Source organism: Paenibacillus sp. RC21 (genome assembly GCF_044907935.1).
Classification (GTDB): domain Bacteria; phylum Bacillota; class Bacilli; order Paenibacillales; family Paenibacillaceae; genus Paenibacillus; species Paenibacillus terrae_A.
In genome coordinates, this window is record NZ_JBIYCS010000002.1 from 573,317 (window position 1) to 596,317 (window position 23,001).

General features: G+C 47.5%; 18 protein-coding genes, 1 tRNA gene and 1 other annotated feature (1 of these 20 running past the window's edge). Of the genes, 5 read left to right on the forward strand and 14 right to left on the reverse strand.

The window, feature by feature from the left end; translation table 11 throughout:
- Nucleotides 1-86: 86 nt before the first annotated feature.
- On the forward strand, nt 87-971 hold the full coding sequence (locus ABIA61_RS07930; RefSeq protein ID WP_283652471.1) for a carbohydrate ABC transporter permease: 885 nt from the start codon (nt 87-89) through the stop codon (nt 969-971).
- Nucleotides 972-1,001: 30 nt separating this feature from the next.
- Here ABIA61_RS07930 and ABIA61_RS07935 read toward each other — a convergent pair whose 3' ends face one another.
- Entirely contained in the window at nt 1,002-3,263 is a 2,262-nt protein-coding gene (locus ABIA61_RS07935; RefSeq protein WP_283652472.1) for a helix-turn-helix domain-containing protein, read from the reverse strand.
- A 220-nt stretch (nt 3,264-3,483) separates the two neighbouring features.
- Between ABIA61_RS07935 and ABIA61_RS07940 the strand changes: the two genes are divergently transcribed.
- The 3 genes from ABIA61_RS07940 (at nt 3,484) to ABIA61_RS07950 (ending at nt 6,789) form a co-directional block, all read left to right on the forward strand.
- Complete coding sequence (locus ABIA61_RS07940; RefSeq protein WP_283652473.1) at nt 3,484-4,986, forward strand: GDSL-type esterase/lipase family protein; 1,503 nt, start codon at nt 3,484-3,486, stop codon at nt 4,984-4,986.
- A 292-nt stretch (nt 4,987-5,278) separates the two neighbouring features.
- On the forward strand, nt 5,279-5,611 hold the full coding sequence (locus tag ABIA61_RS07945) for a hypothetical protein (RefSeq protein WP_283652474.1): 333 nt from the start codon (nt 5,279-5,281) through the stop codon (nt 5,609-5,611).
- A 566-nt stretch (nt 5,612-6,177) separates the two neighbouring features.
- Nucleotides 6,178-6,789 carry a uridine kinase family protein gene (locus tag ABIA61_RS07950; protein ID WP_283652475.1) on the forward strand — a complete coding sequence of 204 codons (612 nt, stop codon included), beginning with the start codon at nt 6,178-6,180 and terminating at the stop codon, nt 6,787-6,789.
- Nucleotides 6,790-6,992: 203 nt separating this feature from the next.
- Here the strand turns inward: ABIA61_RS07950 and ABIA61_RS07955 are convergent.
- From ABIA61_RS07955 to lspA, 11 genes are all read right to left on the reverse strand, one after another.
- Nucleotides 6,993-7,066, reverse strand: a tRNA-Ile gene (locus ABIA61_RS07955).
- 130 nt (nt 7,067-7,196) lie between these two features.
- Nucleotides 7,197-7,361: a hypothetical protein gene (locus ABIA61_RS07960; RefSeq protein WP_014282411.1), complete on the reverse strand. Its 165-nt coding sequence runs from the start codon at nt 7,359-7,361 to the stop codon at nt 7,197-7,199.
- Between the two features lie 139 nt (nt 7,362-7,500).
- Complete coding sequence (gene pyrE / locus ABIA61_RS07965) at nt 7,501-8,142, reverse strand: orotate phosphoribosyltransferase (RefSeq protein ID WP_044648414.1); 642 nt, start codon at nt 8,140-8,142, stop codon at nt 7,501-7,503.
- Entirely contained in the window at nt 8,139-8,876 is a 738-nt protein-coding gene (gene pyrF, locus ABIA61_RS07970) for an orotidine-5'-phosphate decarboxylase (RefSeq protein ID WP_283652476.1), read from the reverse strand. The genes pyrE and pyrF overlap by 4 nt, the downstream gene beginning before the upstream one ends.
- Before the next feature lie 124 nt (nt 8,877-9,000).
- Nucleotides 9,001-12,219: a carbamoyl-phosphate synthase large subunit gene (gene carB, locus ABIA61_RS07975; RefSeq protein WP_283652477.1), complete on the reverse strand. Its 3,219-nt coding sequence runs from the start codon at nt 12,217-12,219 to the stop codon at nt 9,001-9,003.
- A 1-nt stretch (nt 12,220) separates the two neighbouring features.
- On the reverse strand, nt 12,221-13,357 hold the full coding sequence (locus ABIA61_RS07980; RefSeq protein ID WP_283652478.1) for a carbamoyl phosphate synthase small subunit: 1,137 nt from the start codon (nt 13,355-13,357) through the stop codon (nt 12,221-12,223).
- Nucleotides 13,358-13,418: 61 nt separating this feature from the next.
- Nucleotides 13,419-14,741 (reverse strand): dihydroorotase, encoded by a 1,323-nt coding sequence (locus ABIA61_RS07985; RefSeq protein ID WP_404580537.1) that lies wholly within the window; start codon nt 14,739-14,741, stop codon nt 13,419-13,421.
- A 103-nt stretch (nt 14,742-14,844) separates the two neighbouring features.
- Nucleotides 14,845-15,759, reverse strand: coding sequence for an aspartate carbamoyltransferase catalytic subunit (locus tag ABIA61_RS07990; RefSeq protein ID WP_025684627.1), 915 nt, complete (start codon nt 15,757-15,759; stop codon nt 14,845-14,847).
- Nucleotides 15,756-16,322: a bifunctional pyr operon transcriptional regulator/uracil phosphoribosyltransferase PyrR gene (pyrR, locus tag ABIA61_RS07995; RefSeq protein WP_283652480.1), complete on the reverse strand. Its 567-nt coding sequence runs from the start codon at nt 16,320-16,322 to the stop codon at nt 15,756-15,758. Before pyrR ends, ABIA61_RS07990 begins: the two co-directional genes overlap by 4 nt.
- Before the next feature lie 504 nt (nt 16,323-16,826).
- Complete coding sequence (locus ABIA61_RS08000; protein ID WP_283652481.1) at nt 16,827-17,798, reverse strand: RluA family pseudouridine synthase; 972 nt, start codon at nt 17,796-17,798, stop codon at nt 16,827-16,829.
- Between the two features lies 1 nt (nt 17,799).
- On the reverse strand, nt 17,800-18,291 hold the full coding sequence (gene lspA / locus ABIA61_RS08005) for a signal peptidase II (RefSeq protein WP_134913499.1): 492 nt from the start codon (nt 18,289-18,291) through the stop codon (nt 17,800-17,802).
- Between the two features lie 236 nt (nt 18,292-18,527).
- Here lspA and ABIA61_RS08010 point away from each other — a divergent pair, with 236 nt between their 5' ends.
- Entirely contained in the window at nt 18,528-19,256 is a 729-nt protein-coding gene (locus tag ABIA61_RS08010) for a TraR/DksA C4-type zinc finger protein (protein ID WP_283652482.1), read from the forward strand.
- Between the two features lie 31 nt (nt 19,257-19,287).
- Here the strand turns inward: ABIA61_RS08010 and ABIA61_RS08015 are convergent, their stop codons facing one another.
- Both ABIA61_RS08015 and ileS read right to left on the reverse strand, forming a co-directional pair.
- A complete protein-coding gene (locus ABIA61_RS08015) occupies nt 19,288-19,683 on the reverse strand; it encodes a DUF5665 domain-containing protein (protein WP_404580539.1) in 396 nt (131 codons plus the stop codon).
- 142 nt (nt 19,684-19,825) lie between these two features.
- A complete protein-coding gene (ileS, locus tag ABIA61_RS08020) occupies nt 19,826-22,915 on the reverse strand; it encodes an isoleucine--tRNA ligase (RefSeq protein ID WP_283652483.1) in 3,090 nt (1,029 codons plus the stop codon).
- Between the two features lie 76 nt (nt 22,916-22,991).
- Nucleotides 22,992-23,001, reverse strand: a binding site (T-box leader); it runs 278 nt beyond the window's last position.

Consider the following 23,001-nt stretch of genomic DNA (forward strand, 5'->3'; position numbering starts at 1 on the left):
GGAGAACACCTCAAGATTTGATTATATACGGAATTCCGCCCTCTTGGTACAGTTTACATGTAAACGATTACGAGGAGGTCAATCACTTGGTGCAAAAATCACTAAAAAAAGAATCGCTGGGCAGTCGTATTTTTACCATCGTAAATAGTACATTATTAATTCTCATTGCCCTCACTTGTCTCTTGCCTTTTCTGAATATCATCGCCAGCTCTTTTGCCTCAACCCAAGAAGTGGTAGCTAAAAAATTCATTTTGTTCCCTGTCACTTTTTCCCTGGATGCATATCGGTATATCCTGTCGACCCCAACGATTTTCAGAGGACTAGGGGTTTCGATCGGAGTGACTGTAGTCGGTACCGTGGTGAGTATGATCTTTACTGCTTTTATGGCGTACGGATTATCCCGAAGATATCTGCTTGGCCGAAATACGATTAACTTCATTGTCGTGTTTTCCATGTTGTTTAGCGGGGGGATGATTCCAACTTTCCTGGTTGTAAAAAGCATGGGGCTCATCAATTCGTATTGGTCTCTGATCCTTCCCGTGGCCATTAATGCATTTAACCTGATTATTATGCGTAACTTTTTTCAGGCGCTACCGGATGATCTGGAGGAATCGGCCAAGATGGATGGGTGTAACGATTTTGGCATCTTCTTTAAAATTATGCTGCCGTTAGCTATGCCCTCTATTGCAACTATTTCACTTTTCTACGCGGTAGCCTACTGGAATACGTATATGCATGCCATTCTCTATATTAATGATTCCGCCAAATGGCCTATTCAGGTCTTGCTTCGCCAAATTGTAATCGTTTCCAGTGGTATGCAGGCAGAAGGAACCTCTGTGGATGTCATCCCACCTGCGCAGACGATTAAGATGGCGGTCATTGTGGTTGCAACCGTTCCTATGCTAATCGTGTATCCATTTGTGCAAAAACACTTTGTCAAAGGAGCATTATTAGGGGCGGTAAAAGGATAAACTGCCCCTTGATTGCTAGTGAAGTTCATTTTAATTCGCTTGCTTCATCTTACGGTATGCTCCGGGCGTGACCTGCTCCTTCTTCCGAAACGAGCGGATAAAGTTCTGCGGATTATGATATTGCAATCGCTCGGCGATTTCTTTAATCGTCATATCCGTCTCAATGAGCCACTTTTTGCCCATTTGCAGCCGGTAGCCCATTAGATACTCACTGAACGTCGTACCGTATTCTTTTTTGAAAATACTGCTTAAATAATTGGGATTGTAATGAAGACGGTCCCCAATGAGCTCCAGTGACAATTCCTGGTCATATTCAGCCCGGATAATGGCGGCAATTTTCTCGGAGAGACAGCGGAATTGCTGGTTCGTCTTCTCCTTCATACTTTTTACCATAGGGGAAATGACTTGCTCCACCAGCATACGCTCGATCTCTTCCGGATTACGAATGTCCAGCAGACGATGGTACAACGCATGATTGTTCTGCGTCAGCAACACTTCGATCCCTAGCAGCTGCTCCAATTGAATGAGGTTATTCACAAACCGCACCAACAGCACCTCAAAGTTCATGGAATGATTGTTCTTTGTCATTATTTCAGTCAATAAGGAATGTACGGTAAGTCGTACTCGCTCTTCATCTCCTATTCGAATGGCGTCAAACAGCTGCGATTCCATTTCCGTCGGATAATGAAGCAGCACCGGGCCTGAAATGACTGTGGAAATGTCTTCGTAAAATATAATGGATTCTTTGCCTAAGTTTAAACGGTGGTGCAAGGCTTGCTTACTCATCTCACAGGCTTCCTTGCTTTCTAACAAATTGTCATACGATTTACTAATGCCGATACTGATGGATACATTCAAATACTCTTTTACGGTTCGAATCAAAAGGGTGGCATCATCCAGCACTTGCTTGTTTATTTCCTGTTCATTCTTTCCTGTAAACATTAAAATGGTCGCCTGGATGTCATCGTTCAAAATGATGGGAAGCATTCGCTGCTGCTCTGGAATGGTTTCTTCTACGATTTTGTTAATAGCCAGCAGTAAAATGTCCTTATCCGAGGGCTCCCGATCTCCCAGATTATCCAGTTGAATCAACAGGGTAATATACATTTGGTTCTCCAGTTGCGGATAGCCCAAACGTGGCATTTTTCGTGCCAATTCCTCGGCTGAAATCCGCCTGCGAAACAGGTTAAGGATCAATTGGGTTTCAAGCTGTGGCATTTCGGACTGAATGAGGCTTTCCAGGCTTTCCTTTTCCGTTACAATGCTGTCAATGGAATCAATAATCCAGTCAATTTCATTTTTGGAAGGCTCATTTTTGAACGAAAAATTAGGATTTTTAGGCAGGCTGCGTTTAATTTGCTGGAATGGCTTTGTAAAATAGACGGCTATGATATACGCCACCACCACAATCAAGAGTGTGAGTACAAGTACCATCGTGATGATCCCGAATTTGGTCGTTTGGAATGCATTCGAAATCTCCTTTTTATCTAATATCGTTAAATACGTCCAGTTGTTATAAGCAGACTTGGCATAAATGACTTGCTGAGCAGGCTGATGCTTCGTTTTTTCCAGTGTCAACATGCCTGAATTGTCGGGTGTAGCCGTAGCCTCTGAAATGTGCTGGAGCTGCTGGGTGGTCAATAATTGTTCAACGGGCTCGGTTTCGTACATTAAATCGCCTTGTTTATTCAGAATAAAAACGGCCATGTGATCCTCTGCTTGAATTGTACGATTTAACGTTTGCAACGAAATATCCGACAGCGCAATGGCTTGCTTCTTTTTGGAGAATACAGGCAAAGTATTTACAAAGCGGATTCCCTTGTCTGTTTTAATCCAGAATAGCCCCTTATCCTGATGGTCGATATAGGTTTTAAATAGCTTCTCCCGTTCTGTTTTCGTCAAATAGGACAGGCTTCCATTGGATATTTTCCAATTCTGATCCAGGCTAATCAGTGAGTATTCCGTTCCTTCTAATCCCATCGTAGCAATATAATTGAGTTGCGAATTCACATTCCGATACGCTACAAAATCTTTTTCTGTAATGGGATGTTTTACGACTTCATCAAATGAACTGGTCGTACTATACGTATTAAAAGCATATTCAATCGTTTGGATTTTCTGCTCCAGACTGTTTTTGATCTGCGTCATGTAGCTTTGTTTACTGTTGGAAACTCTTTCCACAACTGAGCTAATTGTTGTAAAATAGATGTAGCTGCCGAAGCTGGCCACCAACCCTATTCCCAAAACCAGAATCGTAATAAAAATGGTATAGAACATCCTGCCTTTTTTCATTGCGCTCCCCCTTTGGTTCTTTGCATCATACCAAAATTATAGCGCTTTCATAACAAGGTTTAAATCATTTTTTTCACGTGTGCATTTATTTAAAAAACAAACCTGAGCTTAAGCCCACTCTTCAAACAGAAATGTTAAATACCATTACATCCGTCCCATCCCGTTTTATGTTCATCTGGATTAGCTTGCAGAATTTAAAAAAGGAATTTGGAGGTACCTTATGTTACACGTTGTTAGTCATAAAGAACAGATTGTAAAAAAAGAATTTCCGGCAGACACTTCCTTTCTCTCCCTCTATCCAGCAGTGGCCCATGAAGCTCGGCCTTTTATATTGGTACTGCCCGGCGGTGGCTACGAGCACTTGGCTTCACATGAGGGAGAACCCATAGCTCGGTGGTTGAATGATTTAGGTATTCATGCAGGTGTGCTGCATTATCAAGTCGGAGACTTTGAGGTCGATTCCTTGTTGGAGGATGTGGAACATGCCCTGAGGTGGATTCGACAAACGCCCAAAGACTGGCAAGTGATCCCGGAGCAAGTCGGTCTGGTTGGATTTTCAGCAGGCGGGCACTTGGCCTCCATCGTCGCCACCAGAGGGGCGGAAAAACCCGATCTTCTGCTGTTGGGCTACCCCGTGATTTCGTTTCATGATGCTTATACGCATATCGGAAGCCGCACTCATTTTTTAGGTGAACAGCCGACACAGGAGCAACTTGACGCCTTTTCATCCGATCAACAAGTGACTTCACAGACCCCTCCAACTTTTATTTGGACAACAGCTAATGACGCCACTGTTCCGGTCGAAAACAGCTTGTTGCTAGCTTCCGCATTATCCAGAGAAGGCATTTCATTTGAGCTGCATGTGTTTGAGGAAGGGCGCCACGGCTTGGGACTGGCTGAAGATAACCGCGAATGCCAGCAATGGCTCGCTCTTGCGGAAAAGTGGCTCCAAAAACATAGCTATGTTACGGAAGGACAGCGGATCACATCCAGGCTGTTTATCGCTGGTGACTCCACCGCAGCCCAAAAAGGAGCTACCGAAAAACCGATGACAGGCTGGGGCGAACACTTGCAGAGTTATTTTGACCCGTCTGTTCAAGTGAACAATCGTGCGGTTAATGGACGAAGCACTAAATCTTTTATAGCGGAAGGTCGATTGTCTCATATTGAAAAGGATTTTCGAGCCGGCGATTATCTGTTTATTCAATTTGGACACAACGATGAGAAGAAAGAAGATCCCACCCGCTATACCGATCCTGACGGGGACTACCGTCAAAACCTAATTCAATGTATCGAGTCTGCTCGGGAGCGTGGTGGAATCCCAGTACTGTTAACCTCTGTAAGCCGCCGCCGCTTTACCGCAAACGGAGAACCCGATCCGCTTGCTGTGGGTGCTTATCCCGCAGCGATGAGACGAGTAGCCGAGGAAACACGGACACCCCTGCTCGATATTTTTAAAGCCTCTCAGCAGCTTTATCGTACCCTGGGAGAAGAAGAATCCAAGCAGCTATTTATGCATTTACCTGAAAAAGTGCATCCGAATTACCCCGCTGGCGTAACGGATAATACTCATTTTTCTGATGAAGGAGCGCGTCAGATCGCTAAATTGGTCGCTGAAGCAATTAGCCAATGTGCGGAATTGCACGCCTTAAAGCAGCTCATGCGCATGAAAGGAACGAATCAAGACAGCGGTGAGAGACTTGCACACCAACTTGTCAACTGATATCAAGTACTAAAAAGATACAAACACGAAAAACGGACTTAGGGCTAATCACTCTGACGTCCGTTTTTTATTCCGTGTGGGTCAAAGACTATACAGCTATGGAGAATAGTTCAAAAGTACGGTAAGTTAAAAAGCAAATACTTGAATTGTTATATTTTAATTCTTTTGTATTTTATAGGGCTTTAGAATCGTTTTATTGTATTATTTTGACAACATTTGTCGAATGAAGTGAAATCAACAATTTTACATGGTATATTTTAGGAGCTCATATCATACATCAGGAGGAATTTTTATGAATACTAAGAAAATATTATTATCAACGGTCATGTCTTTGGGGCTCATTGGTAGTATCATCGTCCCTAGTGCGTCCGCAGCAGTAGGTCCTTCACCGATAATTACGCCTATTGTAGAAGCTAACGGAGTATACTACAGAACTGCTACGTTACCGCGAAATTATTCCTATGCGCTGTCAAATTATCCGGGGGATACTTATAAAGTGGCAAGTGGAAATGTGACAGTCTCCGCTTCTGGCGTGGTAACAACCACTACTGCAACAACCGCAAGAGTCGAAATTTATGGCGGTAACGGTAAATTGAGAATGGTGTACACTGTTAAGGTGCTCTAAGATTGGAGTAAGTGTTCCTGGGAATGTAGAATCAACGATCATTATCAAAAATGGTGAATCAGTGGGGAGTATTTAAGGCCCTTTTTAAGCGATTTTGAAAATATCAAAAGAAGCACTGTCCGTTTATTAGGGCAGTGCTTCTTTAATGGGGCAATAAGAACTCATATTCTATTTTATCAGTGGAACCCTTTATTAGTTTTCATTGAACTCACAGACTCATGAGAAGTTTTATTTAAATACTCCTCGAATTGAGTGCCACATGCTCAAACGTCCTCTTTTCTAAACTTTCGTGAGATCAATAAAAATACTCCGAATGTCCACTGGCTCCAACAATATTTATTATGTACGGACAGATATAATTTCTTCTAGCTTTACCCAACTGAAATCATCCTCATTCCTCCAATTTCCAACATTTGCTGCGGTGGTTGATGAGATACATACCGTTAAGCTGTCCGTTCTCAACGGAAGCGACCTATGATAAGCTTAGCTTATCATAATTTACTAAATAATAGATATTGAATATTTCATTAAAGGGCAGGATTGTTGAATGGAAAGGATGATCATTTATGAGCGATTTTAAAATAATAGAGGGGCATTTCAACTCTTTTCAAAACTTCGTAAATGCTATAAACGAAAAATCTAAAAAGCAATCTACTTTGCTGATTGGGATAGATGGTTGTGGTGGTTCTGGTAAAAGTACATTCGCATACAAGTTAAAAGAAGAACTAACTAACTCAACTATTGTTCACAAGGATAATTTTTATCTCTCCTCCTCTAACATTTTAAATACACATCCCTCAAAAAAACCTATCGGTGCTGATTATGATTGGAGACGTCTTTTAAATCAGGTACTGGAGCCAATAAGAAATGAAAAGGATGGGCATTATCAACGGTATGATTGGGAGACGGATAAGCTAGCGGAATGGCATACTGTTCCTGCTGGTGGCATTGTCATAATCGAAGGAGTATATTCCATTCGAAAGGAACTGGAGGATAAATATGACTTCAAAATTTGGGTTGATTGTCCACGAGAAATTAGGCTTTCAAGAGGTCTTGAAAGAGACGGAGAGTGTGCTCGTGGGATGTGGGAAGATAATTGGATGATTTCAGAAGACATTTATGTAGAAGCTCATAAACCCTTTAAAAGAGCAGACCTCGTTATTAGTGGAGCTTTATAAATTTCTTATTCAAAGAATGAAACAGGGCACCTCCATACATAAAGGTTCTCTTGTTTCTTAGTTTAACGATCATCACAGGCTAAGTTTTAAGGCGAAGAATTTACGTCATTATAAATGAGCTTATAGATAGTGTCCTATCTGCTCAGCGAAAGAAGATATAAAACAACAAAAAAACCCTTGCTACGCAAGGGTTTTTGAGGAAATGGGCCCTGAGGGACTCGAACCCCCGACCAATCGGTTATGAGCCGACCGCTCTAACCAACTGAGCTAAGGGCCCTCAAAAAAATATGTATATTCACGCTACATTTACATAAAACAGCGGCGTTAATTAATATACAACATTTTCTTGTGTTTCGTCAATAGTTTCTCAAAAAAATATTTTTTTCGGATTCATTTTTCATAAAAAACTAAGGAATAAATCGAACTCCGTAACGTCCTTTACGCGAGCGGTACACCTCCACTGCGCGAGGATCGTTGTAGCCGTACATCCAGCCGTCGTGCTCCAGCCTTTTTGCCAGACAACCTGCCTGAAATTTGGTCGTGTACAGTCTGCCGTAGTAAATCCAATACATCCGAACTCCCTCTTTTCACATGATGGTAGAAGTTAGTGTAACCGGATCGAATTCGAATTACACGGCCTGCATCATAACAATCTGCAACGAGTATGAGTCGCTTTAATAAATGGCCCCGTTACACTTTATATGCTAAGCCTTATTTGCCAAAGGAGGCCGGGTCCTGACGCCACGAACGCAGCAGCTCCAGTTCTTCCTCCTGAATCGTTCCCTCACGCAAGGCAACGTCCATCAGGGCCGTGTAATTGGACAAGCTTTGCAGCTTCACACCTGCTTCTGCAAAGGCTTGAGTCGCTTTATCAAGCTGGTAGCTGAAAATAGCGAGTACAGCTAACGGCTGGGCGCCTGCTTGCTCTACGGCCTGCGCTGCTTTGATGGAGCTGCCACCAGTAGAGATGAGATCCTCGATAACAATAACCTTTTGTCCCTCACTAATCCGACCTTCGATCTGGTTCTCTTTGCCGTGTCCTTTGGCTTTGTCCCTTACATACGCCATCGGCAGATTAAGCTTTTGCGCCACCCAGGCAGCATGAGGAATCCCCGCTGTAGCCGTGCCTGCTATGACTTCGGTTTCAGGGTATTGCTCACGGATCACAGCAGCGAACGAATCAGCGATCAGCTCGCGCACCTCCGGATAGGACATAGTCAGGCGATTGTCACAGTAGATAGGTGATTTAATGCCGGATGTCCATGTAAAAGGCTGCTGCGGACGCAGCGCTACCGCCTGAATTCGTAACAGATGGGATGCAATTTGCTCGGGGATATTATTTAATGTAGTCATACTTGGTTCATCTCCTCAATAATGTGTTCCGCTGCGGCACGCGGGTCTAATGCAGCCGTAATGGGGCGTCCAACGACGATGTAGCTGCTACCTTGGGCGATGGCTTGCCCAGGTGTCACTACACGTGACTGGTCGCCTGTAGCGCTGCCTGCCGGACGTATGCCAGGGGTAATCGTCTTGAAGTCCGCCCCGCATACAGCGCGGATCGCAGGCACTTCCAACGGGGATGCCACTACTCCGTCCAATCCTGCCTCACGGGTCAGTTGTGCGTATCGAACGACCACATCCTGTACTGTACCGGGAATGCCTATCTCCTTATTCATGGTTGTCTGGTCCATACTGGTCAACTGTGTAACTGCTATAATGAGCGGCATAGCAAGTGAACTGTCTGCCAAAACAGCGGCTTCGGCCCCAGCCTTGGCGGCTGCCATCATATTTCGCCCTCCGGCAGCATGTACGTTGAACATATCCACACCCAGGCGGGTGATGCTCTCCGCACCTCCCCGTACGGTGTTGGGGATATCATGCATTTTCAAATCCAGAAATACGGAGTATCCTCTCGACTTTAGCTGCTCTACAAAAGCTGGCCCTGCGCTATAAAACAGCTGCATGCCTACTTTTATATAACAGGGAATACCCTCCAGCTGTTGAATGAGCCGCTCCGCCTGCTGCGCATCCGGATAATCTAACGCGACCATCAGCCGTCCTGCCATCTGCTGAAATGCTTCGTTCATCGTCCTGCATCCCCTTTTCACGTCAATTCGGGTATATTTGCCCGTGATAAAGGACATCCGTCAGCCGAAGCTGATGAATGTCCTTTCCTGTACTACTTATTTCTCATCTTCTATTCGTATCGCGTTAGTGGCTCAAAACCGGCATGGATTCGGATGTAAAGTTAATCGTCTCCAGCATTCTCAGCAAAGCGCGTACGGTATCCAGTGAGGTCATGCAGACGATGCCGTTCTCAACCGCTTCACGGCGGATACGGAATCCATCACGCTCTGGCGTTTTCCCCTTGGTCAGCGTATTAAAGACGAAGTTGGCTTCACCCGTGCGGATCATATCCAGGATGTTCGGGGTACCCTCGCTCAGCTTGTTGATCGTCTTCACTGGAATGTTAGCCTGCTCCAGCGCAGCTGCCGTTCCACCTGTTGCAATAATTTTGTAGCCCAGTCTGTAAAAGCCCTGCATCAGCTCGACTGCTTCTTCTTTGTCCTTATCCGCCACCGTGATGATGATCGCTCCGGTAGATGGGATTTTCATACCAGCACCCACGAGTCCTTTGTACAGCGCTTTGGCGTACTGAATGTCGCGTCCCATCACTTCACCCGTCGATTTCATTTCCGGCCCCAGTGTCGGCTCTACACGGCGCAGCTTGGCAAAAGAGAATACCGGAACCTTGACCGAGACATAATTACTTTCAGGCCATAGCCCTTCTGTATAGCCCGCATCCTTGAGCTTGCCGCCCAAAATGGCCTGTGTTGCCAGATTCGCCATCGGGATATTCGTGACTTTGCTCAGGAAAGGAACCGTCCGCGAGGAACGCGGGTTGACCTCGATCACATACACCTCATCTTGATGAATGACGAACTGGATGTTTACCAGACCAATCGTTTTCAATTCCTTGGCGATGCTGATCGTGATTTCCACGATTTTTTGCTTCAACTCGTCGGACAAGTGCTGCGGCGGATACACCGCGATAGAGTCACCTGAGTGAACCCCAGCCCGTTCCACATGCTCCATAATGCCCGGCACCAGTACCGTATCGCCGTCACAGATGGCGTCAACCTCAACTTCTTTGCCCAGCATGTAACGATCGATCAGCACCGGGTGTTCAGGGTTGATTTTAACGGCTTCTTCCATGTAGCGCAGCAATTCCGCATCGGAGTATACAATCTCCATCGCACGTCCGCCGAGGACGTAGGATGGACGCACCAGCACCGGGTAGCCCAGCGCCTGCGCAGTTCCTACCGCTTCATCTACCGAGATGACCGTGTTGCCTTTAGGCTGTGCAATAGCCAGACGTGATAGCAACCGCTCAAACTTTTTCCGATCTTCCGCTTCGTCGATACTTTCCAGACTCGTACCCAAAATGTTCACGCCTGCCGCACTAAGCGGAGCAGCGAGATTAATGGCCGTTTGACCGCCGAACTGGACGATAACGCCAATCGGTTTTTCCTGCTCGATGACATTCATAACATCCTCGAAGAAAAGCGGCTCAAAGTAGAGACGGTCGGATGTGTTAAAATCCGTAGATACCGTTTCTGGGTTGTTATTGATAATTACTGCTTCGTAGCCCGCTTTTTGAATGGCCCATACCGCATGTACAGTGGAGTAATCAAATTCAATCCCTTGCCCGATCCGAATCGGCCCGGAGCCGAGCACGATGACTTTCTCTTTATTGGATGGAATCACTTCGTTTTCCACCTCATAAGAGGAGTAGTAGTACGGCGTTGTAGCTTCAAACTCGGCTGCGCATGTATCTACCATTTTATAGACCGGGCGCAGGTTGTGACTCAGACGGAACTCACGTACCTCGCGCTCGGTTGTCATGCTGCCACCCGGTTGGCCCAGACTGCGAACCTCGGCGATGGAGCGGTCCGTAAAGCCATTACGTTTGGCCTGATAGAGTGTTTCGTAGGTCAGTTCAGACTCTTCAGCCATTTTAGCTTCGAACTTGACGATGCCCTCTACCTTGTCAAGGAACCACCAGTCAATTTTCGTTAAATCCTGAATTTCCTGCTGCTCCCAGCCACGACGGAATGCCTCAGCTACCAGGAACAAGCGCTCATCATCTGCTTTAATCAGGCGCTCCGTGAGCACCTCATCCGACAGTTGATCGGCTCCCTTAAGATGCAGACGGTGTACACCGATTTCCAGCGACCGTACCGCTTTGTGGATGGACTCTTCGAACGTGCGACCGATAGCCATCACTTCGCCAGTTGCTTTCATTTGCGTGCCCAGCTTGCGATTGGCAGAAATGAATTTATCGAACGGCCAGCGCGGTATTTTGCTCACGATGTAATCCAGTGTCGGCTCAAAGCAAGCATACGTTTGTCCCGTTACCGGGTTCACGATTTCATCCAGCGTGTAGCCCAGCGCGATTTTGGCAGCCATTTTGGCAATTGGATATCCAGTCGCCTTGGATGCCAGCGCTGAGGAACGACTCACCCGCGGATTTACTTCAATGACATAGTATTGATAGCTGTGTGGATCAAGCGCAAACTGCACATTACATCCGCCTTCAATATTGAGAGCGCGGATAATTTTCAGGGAAGCGGAGCGCAGCATCTGGTACTCTCGATCTGACAGCGTCTGACTCGGCGCTACAACGATACTGTCGCCAGTATGTACGCCGACCGGATCAAAGTTTTCCATGTTGCAGACAACGATACAGTTATCATTGCCGTCACGCATGACTTCATACTCGACTTCCTTCATGCCTGCGATGCTCTTTTCCACCAAACATTGTCCAATTGGACTGTAACGCAAGCCAGAGCTTACCGTCTCACGCAGTTCTTCTTCGTTCACACAGATCCCGCCGCCTGTTCCACCCAGCGTATAAGCCGGGCGAACAATAATCGGATAACCGATTTCGTTAGCAAAATCCAGCGATTCCTCTAACGTTGTAACAATGACGCTCTGAGGTACAGGCTGTTCCAGCTCACGCATCAAATCGCGGAACAAGTCACGGTCTTCGGCTTTTTCAATCGAAGTCAGCTGTGTTCCCAGCAGCTTGACGTTTTCACGCTCCAGCACTCCGGCACGAGCCAGCTCCACCGCCATATTCAGTCCTGTTTGTCCTCCCAGTGTAGGAAGCAGGCCATCCGGACGCTCTTGACGGATAATTTGTGTTACAAAATCAAGTGTAATCGGCTCGATGTATACTTTGTCCGCCATGTTCGTGTCTGTCATGATGGTTGCCGGGTTACTGTTGATCAGCACTACCTCGACGCCTTCTTCTTTGAGCGCTTGACAGGCTTGTGTACCAGCGTAGTCGAATTCCGCAGCCTGACCAATCACGATAGGACCGGAACCAATTACGAGTATTTTTTTAAGTTCTGTATTTTTCGGCATATTAGCGCTCTCCTCTCACTGCGGCGGCGATAGCAGCCTGACGCGGTTGCTTTGGATGATTTCTTTTGTGCTCACGGATCATGTCCAGAAAGCGGTCAAACAAGTAGCCGTTATCGTAAGGTCCAGGCGCAGCCTCCGGATGATATTGCACCGAAAACGCGGGATACTTGGTATGCTTAAGACCTTCAATCGTTTTATCGTTGTTATTAATATGCGTCACTTCAAGCTCGGTTCCTTTGATCGAACCCTCATTCACGGTGTAGCCGTGATTTTGTGAAGTGATGAAGCAGCGTCCGCTCTCCAGTTCCTTCACAGGATGGTTACCGCCACGATGACCGAATTTCAGTTTCTCCGTATCCGCTCCCGAAGCTAAGGCAAACAGCTGGTGTCCCAAGCAAATTCCGAAGATCGGATATTCCCCTAGCAGTTCAGCCACCGTGCGTACGGCATGCGGTACGTCTTTGGGATCTCCAGGGCCATTGGACAACTGAATTCCGTCCGGGTCCAAGCGGCGAATTTCCTCTGCCGTTGTATCATGCGGAACCACTACTACGTCGCAATCCCTTTTATTCAGTTCACGCAAGATACCGCTCTTAGCGCCATAGTCAATCAGTACGATTCGCTCCCCGTTGCCAGGGCTGCTATACGGATGAGGCGTTGAGGTCAATGGAACCTGATTACGCAGTTCTTCAATCGTCAGGTCAGCCATCATTTCTTTCAGTTCTTCCACAGGCTGAGTGCCCGTCGTCAAAATGCCCTTCATCGTGCCGTGATGGCGAATAATCCGGGTAAGCATGCGGGTATCGATGTCGCTAATGCCAATGATGCCATATTCCTTCAGCAAATCGTCCACGCTGTATTGGGCACGCCAGTTACTTGGCACCGGCTCGTAACGTCGAACAGCAAAGCCATGCACATAAGGCCGTACCGATTCAAAGTCATCCCGAGTAATTCCGTAATTGCCAATCAGCGGGTAAGTCATCGTTACGATTTGTCCGCAATAAGAGGGATCGGTCAGCACCTCTTGGTAGCCTGTAATCCCTGTGTTGAAAACGACCTCGCCTGTTTTTTCACCGTCCGCACCAAATGCTGTGCCTGTAAACAGCGTGCCGTCCTGAAGCAACAATCTTGCCTGCATCCCGTCTCACTCCTCTGTATGATTTCCTGCTATAAGGTTCTATTTTTTTAGTGGTTTATATTTATTTCACTTCGTCAGCAGACCATACCAGTCTGCCGTCTACCCAAGTTTTCACAGGCCAGCCTTTAAGTTTCCAGCCTGTAAAAGGAGTGTTGCGTCCTTTGCTGGCAAATGTTTGCGGATCAACCGCCTGCTCCTGCTCCAGATCAATCATGGTCAGGTCAGCGGGTGCTCCTTCTTCTAGACGCCCTGTGTCGAGGCGGAAGACACGTGCCGGGTCAGCAGTCATGCGCCGTACCAGAAAGTCGAGCGTCCATTGTCCAGTAGCTACAAATTTCGTGTACAGCAGCGGAAAAGCCGTTTCGAAGCCAACAATACCAAAAGGCGCCAGTTCCAATCCTTTTGTCTTCTCTTCTTCGCTGTGTGCCGCATGGTCGGTTACGATGATGTCGATCGTCCCGTCCTCCAGTCCCTCGATGCAGGCCTGCACATCACGCGGGGAGCGCAGCGGAGGATTCATTTTCCAATTCGCGTCCAGCCCCGGAATGTCTTCATCCGACAATACCAAATGGTGGGGACATACCTCAGCCGTTACCTTGATGCCAAAAGATTTCGCGTGGCGGATCAACCGCACTGACTGCTCCGTGCTAACATGGCATACATGATAGTGTGCCCCGGTTGCCTCGGATAGTAAAATGTCCCGTCCGACGTGAATCGCTTCGGATTCGTTCGGAATGCCTTTAAGTCCGTGACGCTTGGCAAATTCGCCGTCTGTCACCGCTGCTCCTTCAACAAGCGTGTTATCTTCGCAGTGAGCAATAACCGGCATATCCAGCGCTTTGGCCCGCGCCATGGCGTCCTTCATCATTTGCGCGCTTTGCACTCCGACACCGTCGTCAGTAAAACCAATTGCGCCTGCTGCTTTGAGCGCTTCAAAGTCCGTCAGCTCCCGTCCCAGCTCGTTTTTCGTAATGGCTGCGTAAGGAAGTACCTTGGCAAGCCCGGTGTCCTGCCCCTTTTTCAGTACCAGCTGAACCGTATCCGCATTGTCTGTCACCGGGCGTGTGTTCGGCATGCAGGCAATCGTCGTAAATCCACCTTTCACCGCCGCACGGCTGCCCGTTTCAATCGTTTCTTTATATTCAAAGCCAGGTTCTCTCAGATGCACATGCATGTCGATCAAACCGGGAATTACCAGCTTGCCTTGGGCATCGATTTTTTCGACTTGGCTCTCCTGCTCGGATGTCCCTTCTTCCACGAGTAGACTAACTCCAGCGTCCGCATTTACGATTGCTAGGATTTTTCCGTCCGCGATCAGAATAGATTTCAGTTCAGCTTCGCCCTGCTCGTTCAATACGCTTGCGTTCATAATTAATTGGTTCATGTAAAAAGTTCCTCCGCTCAGGTTTTCTGCAACTTTAGCCGCTGCTTGTTATGCTTTGCTTTAACCGTTACCAATGCTAATTCCGTGATCCTGCTGACAGTTTCTACAGCTTCATTGCCCGTTCCATAACCGCCATGCGGATTGGAACCCCGTTTGCCATCTGCGGGAAAATCCGTGATTGCTCGCTTTCCACGACTGCACTGTCGATTTCCACATTCCGGTTCACTGGAGCCGGATGCATAATGATCGTTCCGGGTTTAAGATTAGCTGCTCTTTGCTCTGTCAAGCCGTACTGCTCGCGATACTCATCCGCTGAGCGCAGCATTCCTTCGGCGTGCCGTTCCAGCTGTACCCGAAGCATCATAACCACGTCTGCCTGCAATGCCTCTTGCATAGGTACATATGGAGCGTGCGCCGCAAGATCAGATGCCTGCATATTGTCCGGCGCGCAGAAGCTAACCTGAGCTCCAAATTTTTGCAAGGCCCACAGATTCGAGCGAGCCACACGGCTGTGCAGAATGTCTCCAATGATGGATACCCGCAAGCCTTTTAGCTCGCCGAAAGTTTTGCGCATCGTGTATAGGTCCAGCAACGCCTGCGTAGGATGCTCGTTGTTGCCATCACCGGCGTTCACCAGTGGAACACTGACCTTCTCAGCAAGCTCTTGCAGCACTCCGGCCGGCTTAAGCCGAATGACTCCTGCGTCGATTCCCATGGATTCAAGCGTGCGTACCGTGTCGTAGATGGATTCCCCTTTTTCTACACTGGAGGCCGCAGCGGAAAAGTTCAAAACCTGAGCGCCTAAGCGTTTTTCCGCCATTTCAAAAGAAAAGCGGGTGCGGGTGCTGTTTTCAAAAAACATGTTAGCCGCAAAGCGTGATTGTAGCACTGGAACCAGCTTTTCCGGCTGTGATTCCCAATAATGAGCACGATCCAGAATGGACTCGATTTCATTTCGGCTAAGTTCTTTTAATCCGAGCAGGCTACGTTCTCTAAGTTGACTGGTTGTTGTAATCATGCCTGTTCCCCCCGGTTCTGATTGATCGTCACTTCGTCCTTACCGTCCGTCTCCTGAAGCGCAACTACGATTTCCTCGGATTTGGAGGTCGGGATGTTCTTGCCGATGTAATCTGGACGAATCGGAAGCTCACGGTGTCCGCGATCTGCCAGCACCGCCAGCTGGATCATTTGCGGTCGTCCGCAGTGCATCAATGCGTCCATCGCCGCGCGAATGGTACGGCCTGTGTACAGCACATCGTCGAAGAGAATGACTTTCTTATCATGAACCGATACGTCAGCGGGATTCATCAAAAGCTCTTTTCCATTTCCCTTGGCTTCGGCATTGTTCCCCCGGTCATCACGGTAAGCTGTGACATCCAGCTCCCCCCATGGAATCGGAGCGCCCTCAATTTCAGCGATTTTTGCAGCGAGACGCTGCGCCAGATGAACCCCTCGCGTTCGAATCCCTACCAGCACACAATTGTCAATGCCTTTGTTTTTTTCCAAAATTTCATGTGCAATCCGTGTCAAAGCCCGGCGAATCGCAATTTCATCCATCAGTACATGTGTTTCATGACTCATGCTTCCAGCCTCCTCAGGTTATGTTCCCTTCAGACCTGGTCCCGTGTTCGGATACAAAAAAGACTCCTTGCCCAAGTTTGGCAAGGAGTCTCGTATGAACAGTCTTCCACCGTTCTCCGATCTCTCGGATACACTGAAGACATGCCGCCGCAGCGGATGCACTGATCAGTGATCCATTCACGTTACCTTGCCAGCCTCACGGGACTGATTTAAAGGTGCTATTCAGGATTTCCTTTATCCGGCTTCTCATAGTACAAGATGGCAATCCATCTTTTGGACAAAGTTCATCGCAACTACAAGAAGTATGACAGATTGAAAATCACGTGTCAACACCTGTTCAACCGGAGCCACCGGAAGCACTTAAATAATTATACAACTTTAATGTATAATTATCCATAGTTGTTTTTACATATACCATGCTCAATAACAAAAATAACCGCCAATCAGGCGGTTATGCTTAATCATTATTCAGGTTTGTGAATATCAAATGCAATTTATCATTGTTTACCGACTGCGTAAGGATGCCAGTACATCTTCCATATCGGGAGGAATCGGTCTGCTGAACTCCATGTACTCTCCAGTGGTGGGATGCTTAAAGCCCAATACCGCGGCATGCAGTGCCTGACCGTCCATACGGACTCCTTTGCTACGTCCATACATCGGATCACCGACCAACGGGTGCCCAATAAATTTCATATGCACACGGATTTGATGCGTGCGCCCTGTTTCCAGTTGAAGTTCCAGCAAGGTATAATCCCCCAAACGCTCAATCACGAGAAAATGGGTAACTGCATGCTTGCTGTTACGCTCTGTCACCGTGAACAATTTGCGATCCCCCGAATCACGCCCGATGGGAGCATCTACCGTTCCCTGATCATGACTTAGATGGCCGTGAACCAGCGCTATATATTTACGAGTGACGCTGTGGTCCTTGAGCTGCGCTGCGAGCGAGGCGTGAGCCTGATCATTTTTGGCCGCCATCAGCAGTCCTGATGTATCCTTATCAATACGATGGACGATACCTGGACGCAATTCTCCGTTAATGCCGGAAAGATCATGACAGTGGTACATGAGTGCGTTGACCAGTGTTCCCGAAGAGTGTCCCGGTGCAGGATGTACAACCAGACCACGTTGCTTGTTAATGACAATGACGTCCGAATCCTCGTAAACAACATCCAGCGGAATATTTTCCGGTACAATATCTACACTCTCCGGCTCAGGTACGGATAATGAAATTCGATCACCTTCAGCCAGCTTGTAATTCGCCTTGATCGCTGTCCCGTTCACCAGCACCCGACTGTTCCCGATCCACAATTGAATCTGGGAACGGGACACATCCCTCATTTCTTCGGCGATATATTTGTCTATACGTGTTTTGGCATCCCCGGATTCCGCTGTCCATTCCAGAAATTCACCCTCCAGTTCGTCCTCATAAGACAAACCTGTGGCTTCGCCGTTTTCGTTTACTTCTTTCATGCTATGACTTCCCTTCAATGCTATCACTGCCATTACCTTTGTTCCGACGCGATTCCAATAATGTATCCAAAATAATCAGTGCTACACCAATGACAATCGCCGAATCTGCCACATTAAAAATCGGAAACGTATAGCTTCCAAAATTGAATTGAGCAAAATCAACCACTTCCCCTGAAATAGCCCGATCCAAAAAGTTACCGACCGCGCCTCCAAGTACCAAACTTAATGCAACTGGAAGCAATTTCTGCCCGGCCTTTACCGTTTTCCGCAAGTACCATATGATACCGATCACCACCACAATCGTAATCACGATAAACAGCCAACGCTGGCCTTCCAAAATCCCAAAAGCGGCTCCCCGGTTACGATGGGACGTGATTAGAAAGAAATTGCCGATGACTGGTATCTGCTCGTACAATTCCATGCGCGTAGCCACCAAATATTTGACTCCCTGATCAATCAAAAAAATAATTAGCGCAATACCAAAATAAATCACAGTCCTTCGTCACTCCGATCTGCTTATATCCGTTGTCGAACCCATTTATTGTAGCATAAGCCTTCTCAGATCGTCCACGAATCCCCAAGCTATTGGGCCTGGATTACGAATGAAATCAACTCCAGCGCATTTGATCAGAATTTCCTATGTAAAAGAGGTCTTTCCGGTGCAAACTACAAGGAGCATAACCGACAAAACGTACGCGCAGGTTAAACCTAGAATAAGGAGTGGATTCCATGTCCCCATTGACGGAGCAACAATTGCAGGGATTGCGTAACGAACTGCTGGAACGTAAAAAGGAGATTGAACATCGTTTGCAGGACAACGATCATTATGGACTCGGCGATTCCCAACGCGATCAGACCGGCGAGCTTTCCCCTATTGATAATCATCCAGGTGATTTGGCTACCGAAACGTATGAGCGAGCCAAGGACATTTCCCTATTGGAGCACGACGAATTTCAATTAGAACGTATCGAATCAGCCTTAATGGCAATGGATAAGGGAACCTATGGCATTTGTGTAGCCAGCGGCAAACCAATTCCTTATGAGCGTCTGCTAGCTGTTCCCTATACCATTTACTGCAAAGAATACAGCCCTGAAACGGAAGTTTCCAACCGACGCCCGGTGGAGGAGGAATTCCTCGCTCCCGCATTCGGCAGAACAAGTCTGGATGAGCGTGAAGATCAAAACGGCTTTGACGGCGAGGACGCCTGGCAAATCGTTGAAAGCTGGGGTACATCGAATACACCTGCTATGGCCGAAAGTGGAGAAATTCATAGCTACGATGATATGGAAATTGAAGCCAACGATGATAATATGGGCTTCGTAGAGCCTTACGAAAGCTTTGTAGCCACAGACATATATGGAAAAAATATATCTGTTGTCCGCAGTTCCATTTATCAGCGTTATCTGGATGATGGCGAGGGCGAAGGTCTGCTGGATCCGGATACGCACGAAGAATAGTTAAACCAAATCCTAACAGGTAAACAAGTACCTAGTAGGTGTTTAGCTGCAGTTGTCGTTGCACAATCCGTACAATATCAGCAATATAATCACCGATGATCGGCAAATTCAGCGCTCCCAACACTTGCAACACATAGATAATGGTCGCCGCGAAAAAAGTAAATCCAAGCGCGATACCGAGCCCCCGAGACAGACCTGATATTAAGTTTAGCCATAGCAATCGCCAAGGCTTGTTGAGCAACAGGGCATAATCAGCAATGCGGCTGCGTTCCAGCTGCTGCGACACGGAACGCACCAGCTTTTCTACACGGCTTAGCTGGTCAACCTGATCACCTGCTGTACCTAGATTTGTGACTACAGCCCCTGTACTTCCTCCGTTCATGCCTTGGCGGCTTCTGCCCTGTCTGCGCCTTGATCGTGCGGTCATGCACAATCCCCCTTTTCCCATACTGCCCTGAACGCAGCAAACGAGCCGAAGCATGTAACGGAGATCATCCATCCGTTTCCAATGCTTAGGCTCGTTTTTTATATGCTGCCTGTTATTGTATTATGGGACAGGGGTCTTGTAATTATTCCCCAATATGCACGCCGATAGTTTTACCGTTCACTTCTACGCGTTCCACAGGCTCGGCTTGACCAAATGTCACTGTCGTTACCAATACGTTCTCACGCAACACCGAATCGAAGTTTTGAATCGCCTGACGTAGCTCACTATCTACATCCAGCGTAAGTGCCACATACTTTTCAATCGGCAGATCCAGCTTCTTACGGTAATCCTGCACCGCACGAACAACCTCACGTACCCAGCCCTCTTGCTCCAGCTCAGGCGTAATGTCCGTGTTCAATGCTACGGTTAAACCATAGCCGGAAGCGGAAGCAAAGCCTTTCTTAGCTTTTTTCTCCACCAGCAATTCCTCGGCTGTAACCTGCAACTCTTCCCCTTCTGGAGAAGCCACGTTCAGCACTCCTTTTTCCACAACCGACCGGGTATCTTCAGCAGACATTCCTTTGAAAAAGTTTTGCAGGAAGCCGACATTTTTGCCGTATTTCTTGCCCGCTACCTTCAAATTCAGCTTCAGCGTGAAGTCTACAAAGCCGCTATCGTCCGTTTCAACATGAATATTTTTCACATTGATCTCATCCTTGATGATTTCCTCATAACCACTCAGATCAAAATCCTGATCCATGGACAAAATCAATTCGGATAACGGCTGACGCGTTTTCAGCCCCGTTTCGTTACGGACATTGCGCGCCAGTTCTACTACGCGGCGAGCCGTCTCCATGTCACGTTCCAGTTCCAGATCAATCAGGGCTTCATTTGCAGTTGGATAATCATCCAGATGAACGCTTTCTCCGTTGCTCAGGTTCAGGTAAATATCCTCAGCCAGCATCGGCGTGAACGGCGCAAGCAGCTTCGCTGTGGTCAACAACACCTCAGTCAGTGTACGGTACGCATCCAATTTATCTTCTGTAAGGCCATTGCCCCAGAACCGATCACGCGAACGGCGGATATACCAATTGCTCAGTTCATCCACGAACGACTCAATCGCTTTGGACGAGTTCAGGAAATCGTTCACAGCCAGTGCTTTGTCCACCACCAGAATCAAGCTGTTGAGACGGGACAAAATCCAGCGATCCAGCTTGTGTGCCGATGGCTTGAACGGATGCTGCGCCGGTTCAAAACCGTCGATATCCGCATACAAGGTCAGGAAAGCGTGTGTATTTACGAGCGTATCTACCAGCTTCGATTTGGCTTCGCCTACAATGCCCTTGGAAAAACGTTTGCTATTCCACGGTGCACTATCGGACAACAAAGCCCAACGGAAAGCATCTGTACCATACTCGTCAATCACTTCCCATGGATCAATCACATTTCCCTTGGATTTGGACATTTTCTGCCCCTGCTCATCCAGTACGTGGCCTGTCGCCATAACTGCTTTGTAAGGAGCTTTCCCTGTAAGCATGGTCGAAACAGCAAGCAAGCTGTAGAACCAGCCACGAGTCTGGTCAATACCTTCACAGATCATGTCTGCCGGGAATTGCTGCTCGAATGTTTCATTATTTTCAAACGGATAATGATGTTGGGCAAAAGGCATGGAGCCGCTGTCGAACCATACGTCGATCACTTCCGGTGTACGGGTCATTTCGTATTTACCGCATGTACTGCGAACCTTGACTTCATCTACATATGGCTTGTGCAGCTCAATGTCAGCTGGTACGTCACCAATCGCACGTTCCCGTAGTTCAGCAATACTATGCGGAGCGAACTGCTCTCCGGTTTCCTCACAAACCCAGATATTCAGCGGTGTGCCCCAATAGCGATCACGGCTGATGTTCCAGTCCACCAATTCCTCCAAAAACTTGCCGAAGCGTCCTTCGCGTATATGACCCGGATACCATTCAACTTCGTTATTGTTGGCAATCAGTTGATCCTTGATGGCGGTTGTTTTGATAAACCAGCTATCCATGGCATAGTACAATAGCGGAGTATCACAGCGCCAGCAGAACGGATAACTATGCTCGTATTTTTCCTTGCTGTACAGCAAGCCTTTTTCCGACAGCATTTTAACAATATCCACATCACAGTCCTTTACAAAACGGCCTGCAAAATCAGTGATTTCCTCTACATAGTTACCCTGGAGATCCACCACATTGATGAATCCAACGCCATTTTCACGGCATACCCGGTAATCATCCTCGCCATACGCCGGAGCCATATGAACAATACCTGTACCGCTGGAGTCGGTTACGAACTTCGCACCCAGAATCTGATTGCCCTTCTCGACTTGGAAATACGTAAATGGCGGAGTATACGTTTGACCTACCAGTTCCGAGCCAGACAACGTGCCAATCACTTCATGATCGCCTTTAATCACGTCTCCGACGAGGTTTTTGGCAACGATGTATACACCGTCTTCCTGTTTTACACGAGCGTATTCCAGATCAGGATTGACGGCAAGTGCCACGTGACTCGGCAAGGTCCAAGGTGTTGTCGTCCAGGCCAGCACATATTCACCACTGCTATGCAGCTTAAATTTGGCCGTGGCACTCAGGTCTTTTACGTCTTTGTAGCCCTGTGCCACTTCATGGGAACTCAACGTTGTTTGACAATCTGGACAATACGGACTTACGCGATGACCGCGATACAGCAGACCCTTTTCGTGAATCGTCGCCAGAATGTTCCACACACTCTCGATATAGTTATTATCCAGCGTAATGTATGGATTATCTAGGTCTGTCCAGTAACCGATAGCTTCGGTCAGATCACGCCATTGCTGCTCATACTCAAACACGCTGGCTTTACATTTTTTGATAAACTTTTCAACGCCGTATTCCTCAATTTCAGGCTTATGGGAAATGCCCAGTTGCTTCTGTACACCCAATTCTACTGGTAGCCCATGGGTATCCCAACCCGCCTTACGTACGACACGGTACCCCTTCATCGTTTGGTAACGGCCAACAAAATCCTTAATCACACGGCCCAGCATGTGACCGATATGCGGTTTACCGTTGGCTGTTGGCGGACCTTCATAAAATACAAAGTTTGGCTTACCCTCACGATGCGTGATCGTTTTGCGGAACGTGTCCTCCTGCTTCCATTTGCTCAGGATGCGCAGGTCGCGGGACCGTGCCTTTTCTTTGACATCTACTCTGTTCATAATGTCATTCTTCCTCTCTGTTCATCAGTTTCTGTAGCATTCTCTGAAAAAAAGCAACAAAAAAGCCCCGTCCCTGTAAAGGGACG

Bases quoted from the DNA above. Each gene is read 5' to 3' on its own strand.
- ileS (WP_283652483.1), bottom strand. From the start codon at position 22,915: ATGAACAGAGTAGATGTCAAAGAAAAGGCACGGTCCCGCGACCTGCGC.
- ABIA61_RS07980 (WP_283652478.1), bottom strand. From the start codon at position 13,357: ATGCAGGCAAGATTGTTGCTTCAGGACGGCACGCTGTTTACAGGCACA.
- ABIA61_RS07945 (WP_283652474.1), top strand. From the start codon at position 5,279: ATGAATACTAAGAAAATATTATTATCAACGGTCATGTCTTTGGGGCTC.
- carB (WP_283652477.1), bottom strand. From the start codon at position 12,219: ATGCCGAAAAATACAGAACTTAAAAAAATACTCGTAATTGGTTCCGGT.
- pyrR (WP_283652480.1), bottom strand. From the start codon at position 16,322: ATGAGTCATGAAACACATGTACTGATGGATGAAATTGCGATTCGCCGG.
- ABIA61_RS07990 (WP_025684627.1), bottom strand. From the start codon at position 15,759: ATGATTACAACAACCAGTCAACTTAGAGAACGTAGCCTGCTCGGATTA.
- ABIA61_RS08010 (WP_283652482.1), top strand. From the start codon at position 18,528: ATGTCCCCATTGACGGAGCAACAATTGCAGGGATTGCGTAACGAACTG.
- pyrE (WP_044648414.1), bottom strand. From the start codon at position 8,142: ATGACTACATTAAATAATATCCCCGAGCAAATTGCATCCCATCTGTTA.
- ABIA61_RS07935 (WP_283652472.1), bottom strand. From the start codon at position 3,263: ATGAAAAAAGGCAGGATGTTCTATACCATTTTTATTACGATTCTGGTT.
- ABIA61_RS07960 (WP_014282411.1), bottom strand. From the start codon at position 7,361: ATGTATTGGATTTACTACGGCAGACTGTACACGACCAAATTTCAGGCA.
- ABIA61_RS07985 (WP_404580537.1), bottom strand. From the start codon at position 14,741: ATGAACCAATTAATTATGAACGCAAGCGTATTGAACGAGCAGGGCGAA.
- ABIA61_RS08015 (WP_404580539.1), bottom strand. From the start codon at position 19,683: ATGACCGCACGATCAAGGCGCAGACAGGGCAGAAGCCGCCAAGGCATG.
- ABIA61_RS07950 (WP_283652475.1), top strand. From the start codon at position 6,178: ATGAGCGATTTTAAAATAATAGAGGGGCATTTCAACTCTTTTCAAAAC.
- ABIA61_RS08000 (WP_283652481.1), bottom strand. From the start codon at position 17,798: ATGAAAGAAGTAAACGAAAACGGCGAAGCCACAGGTTTGTCTTATGAG.
- pyrF (WP_283652476.1), bottom strand. From the start codon at position 8,876: ATGAACGAAGCATTTCAGCAGATGGCAGGACGGCTGATGGTCGCGTTA.
- ABIA61_RS07940 (WP_283652473.1), top strand. From the start codon at position 3,484: ATGTTACACGTTGTTAGTCATAAAGAACAGATTGTAAAAAAAGAATTT.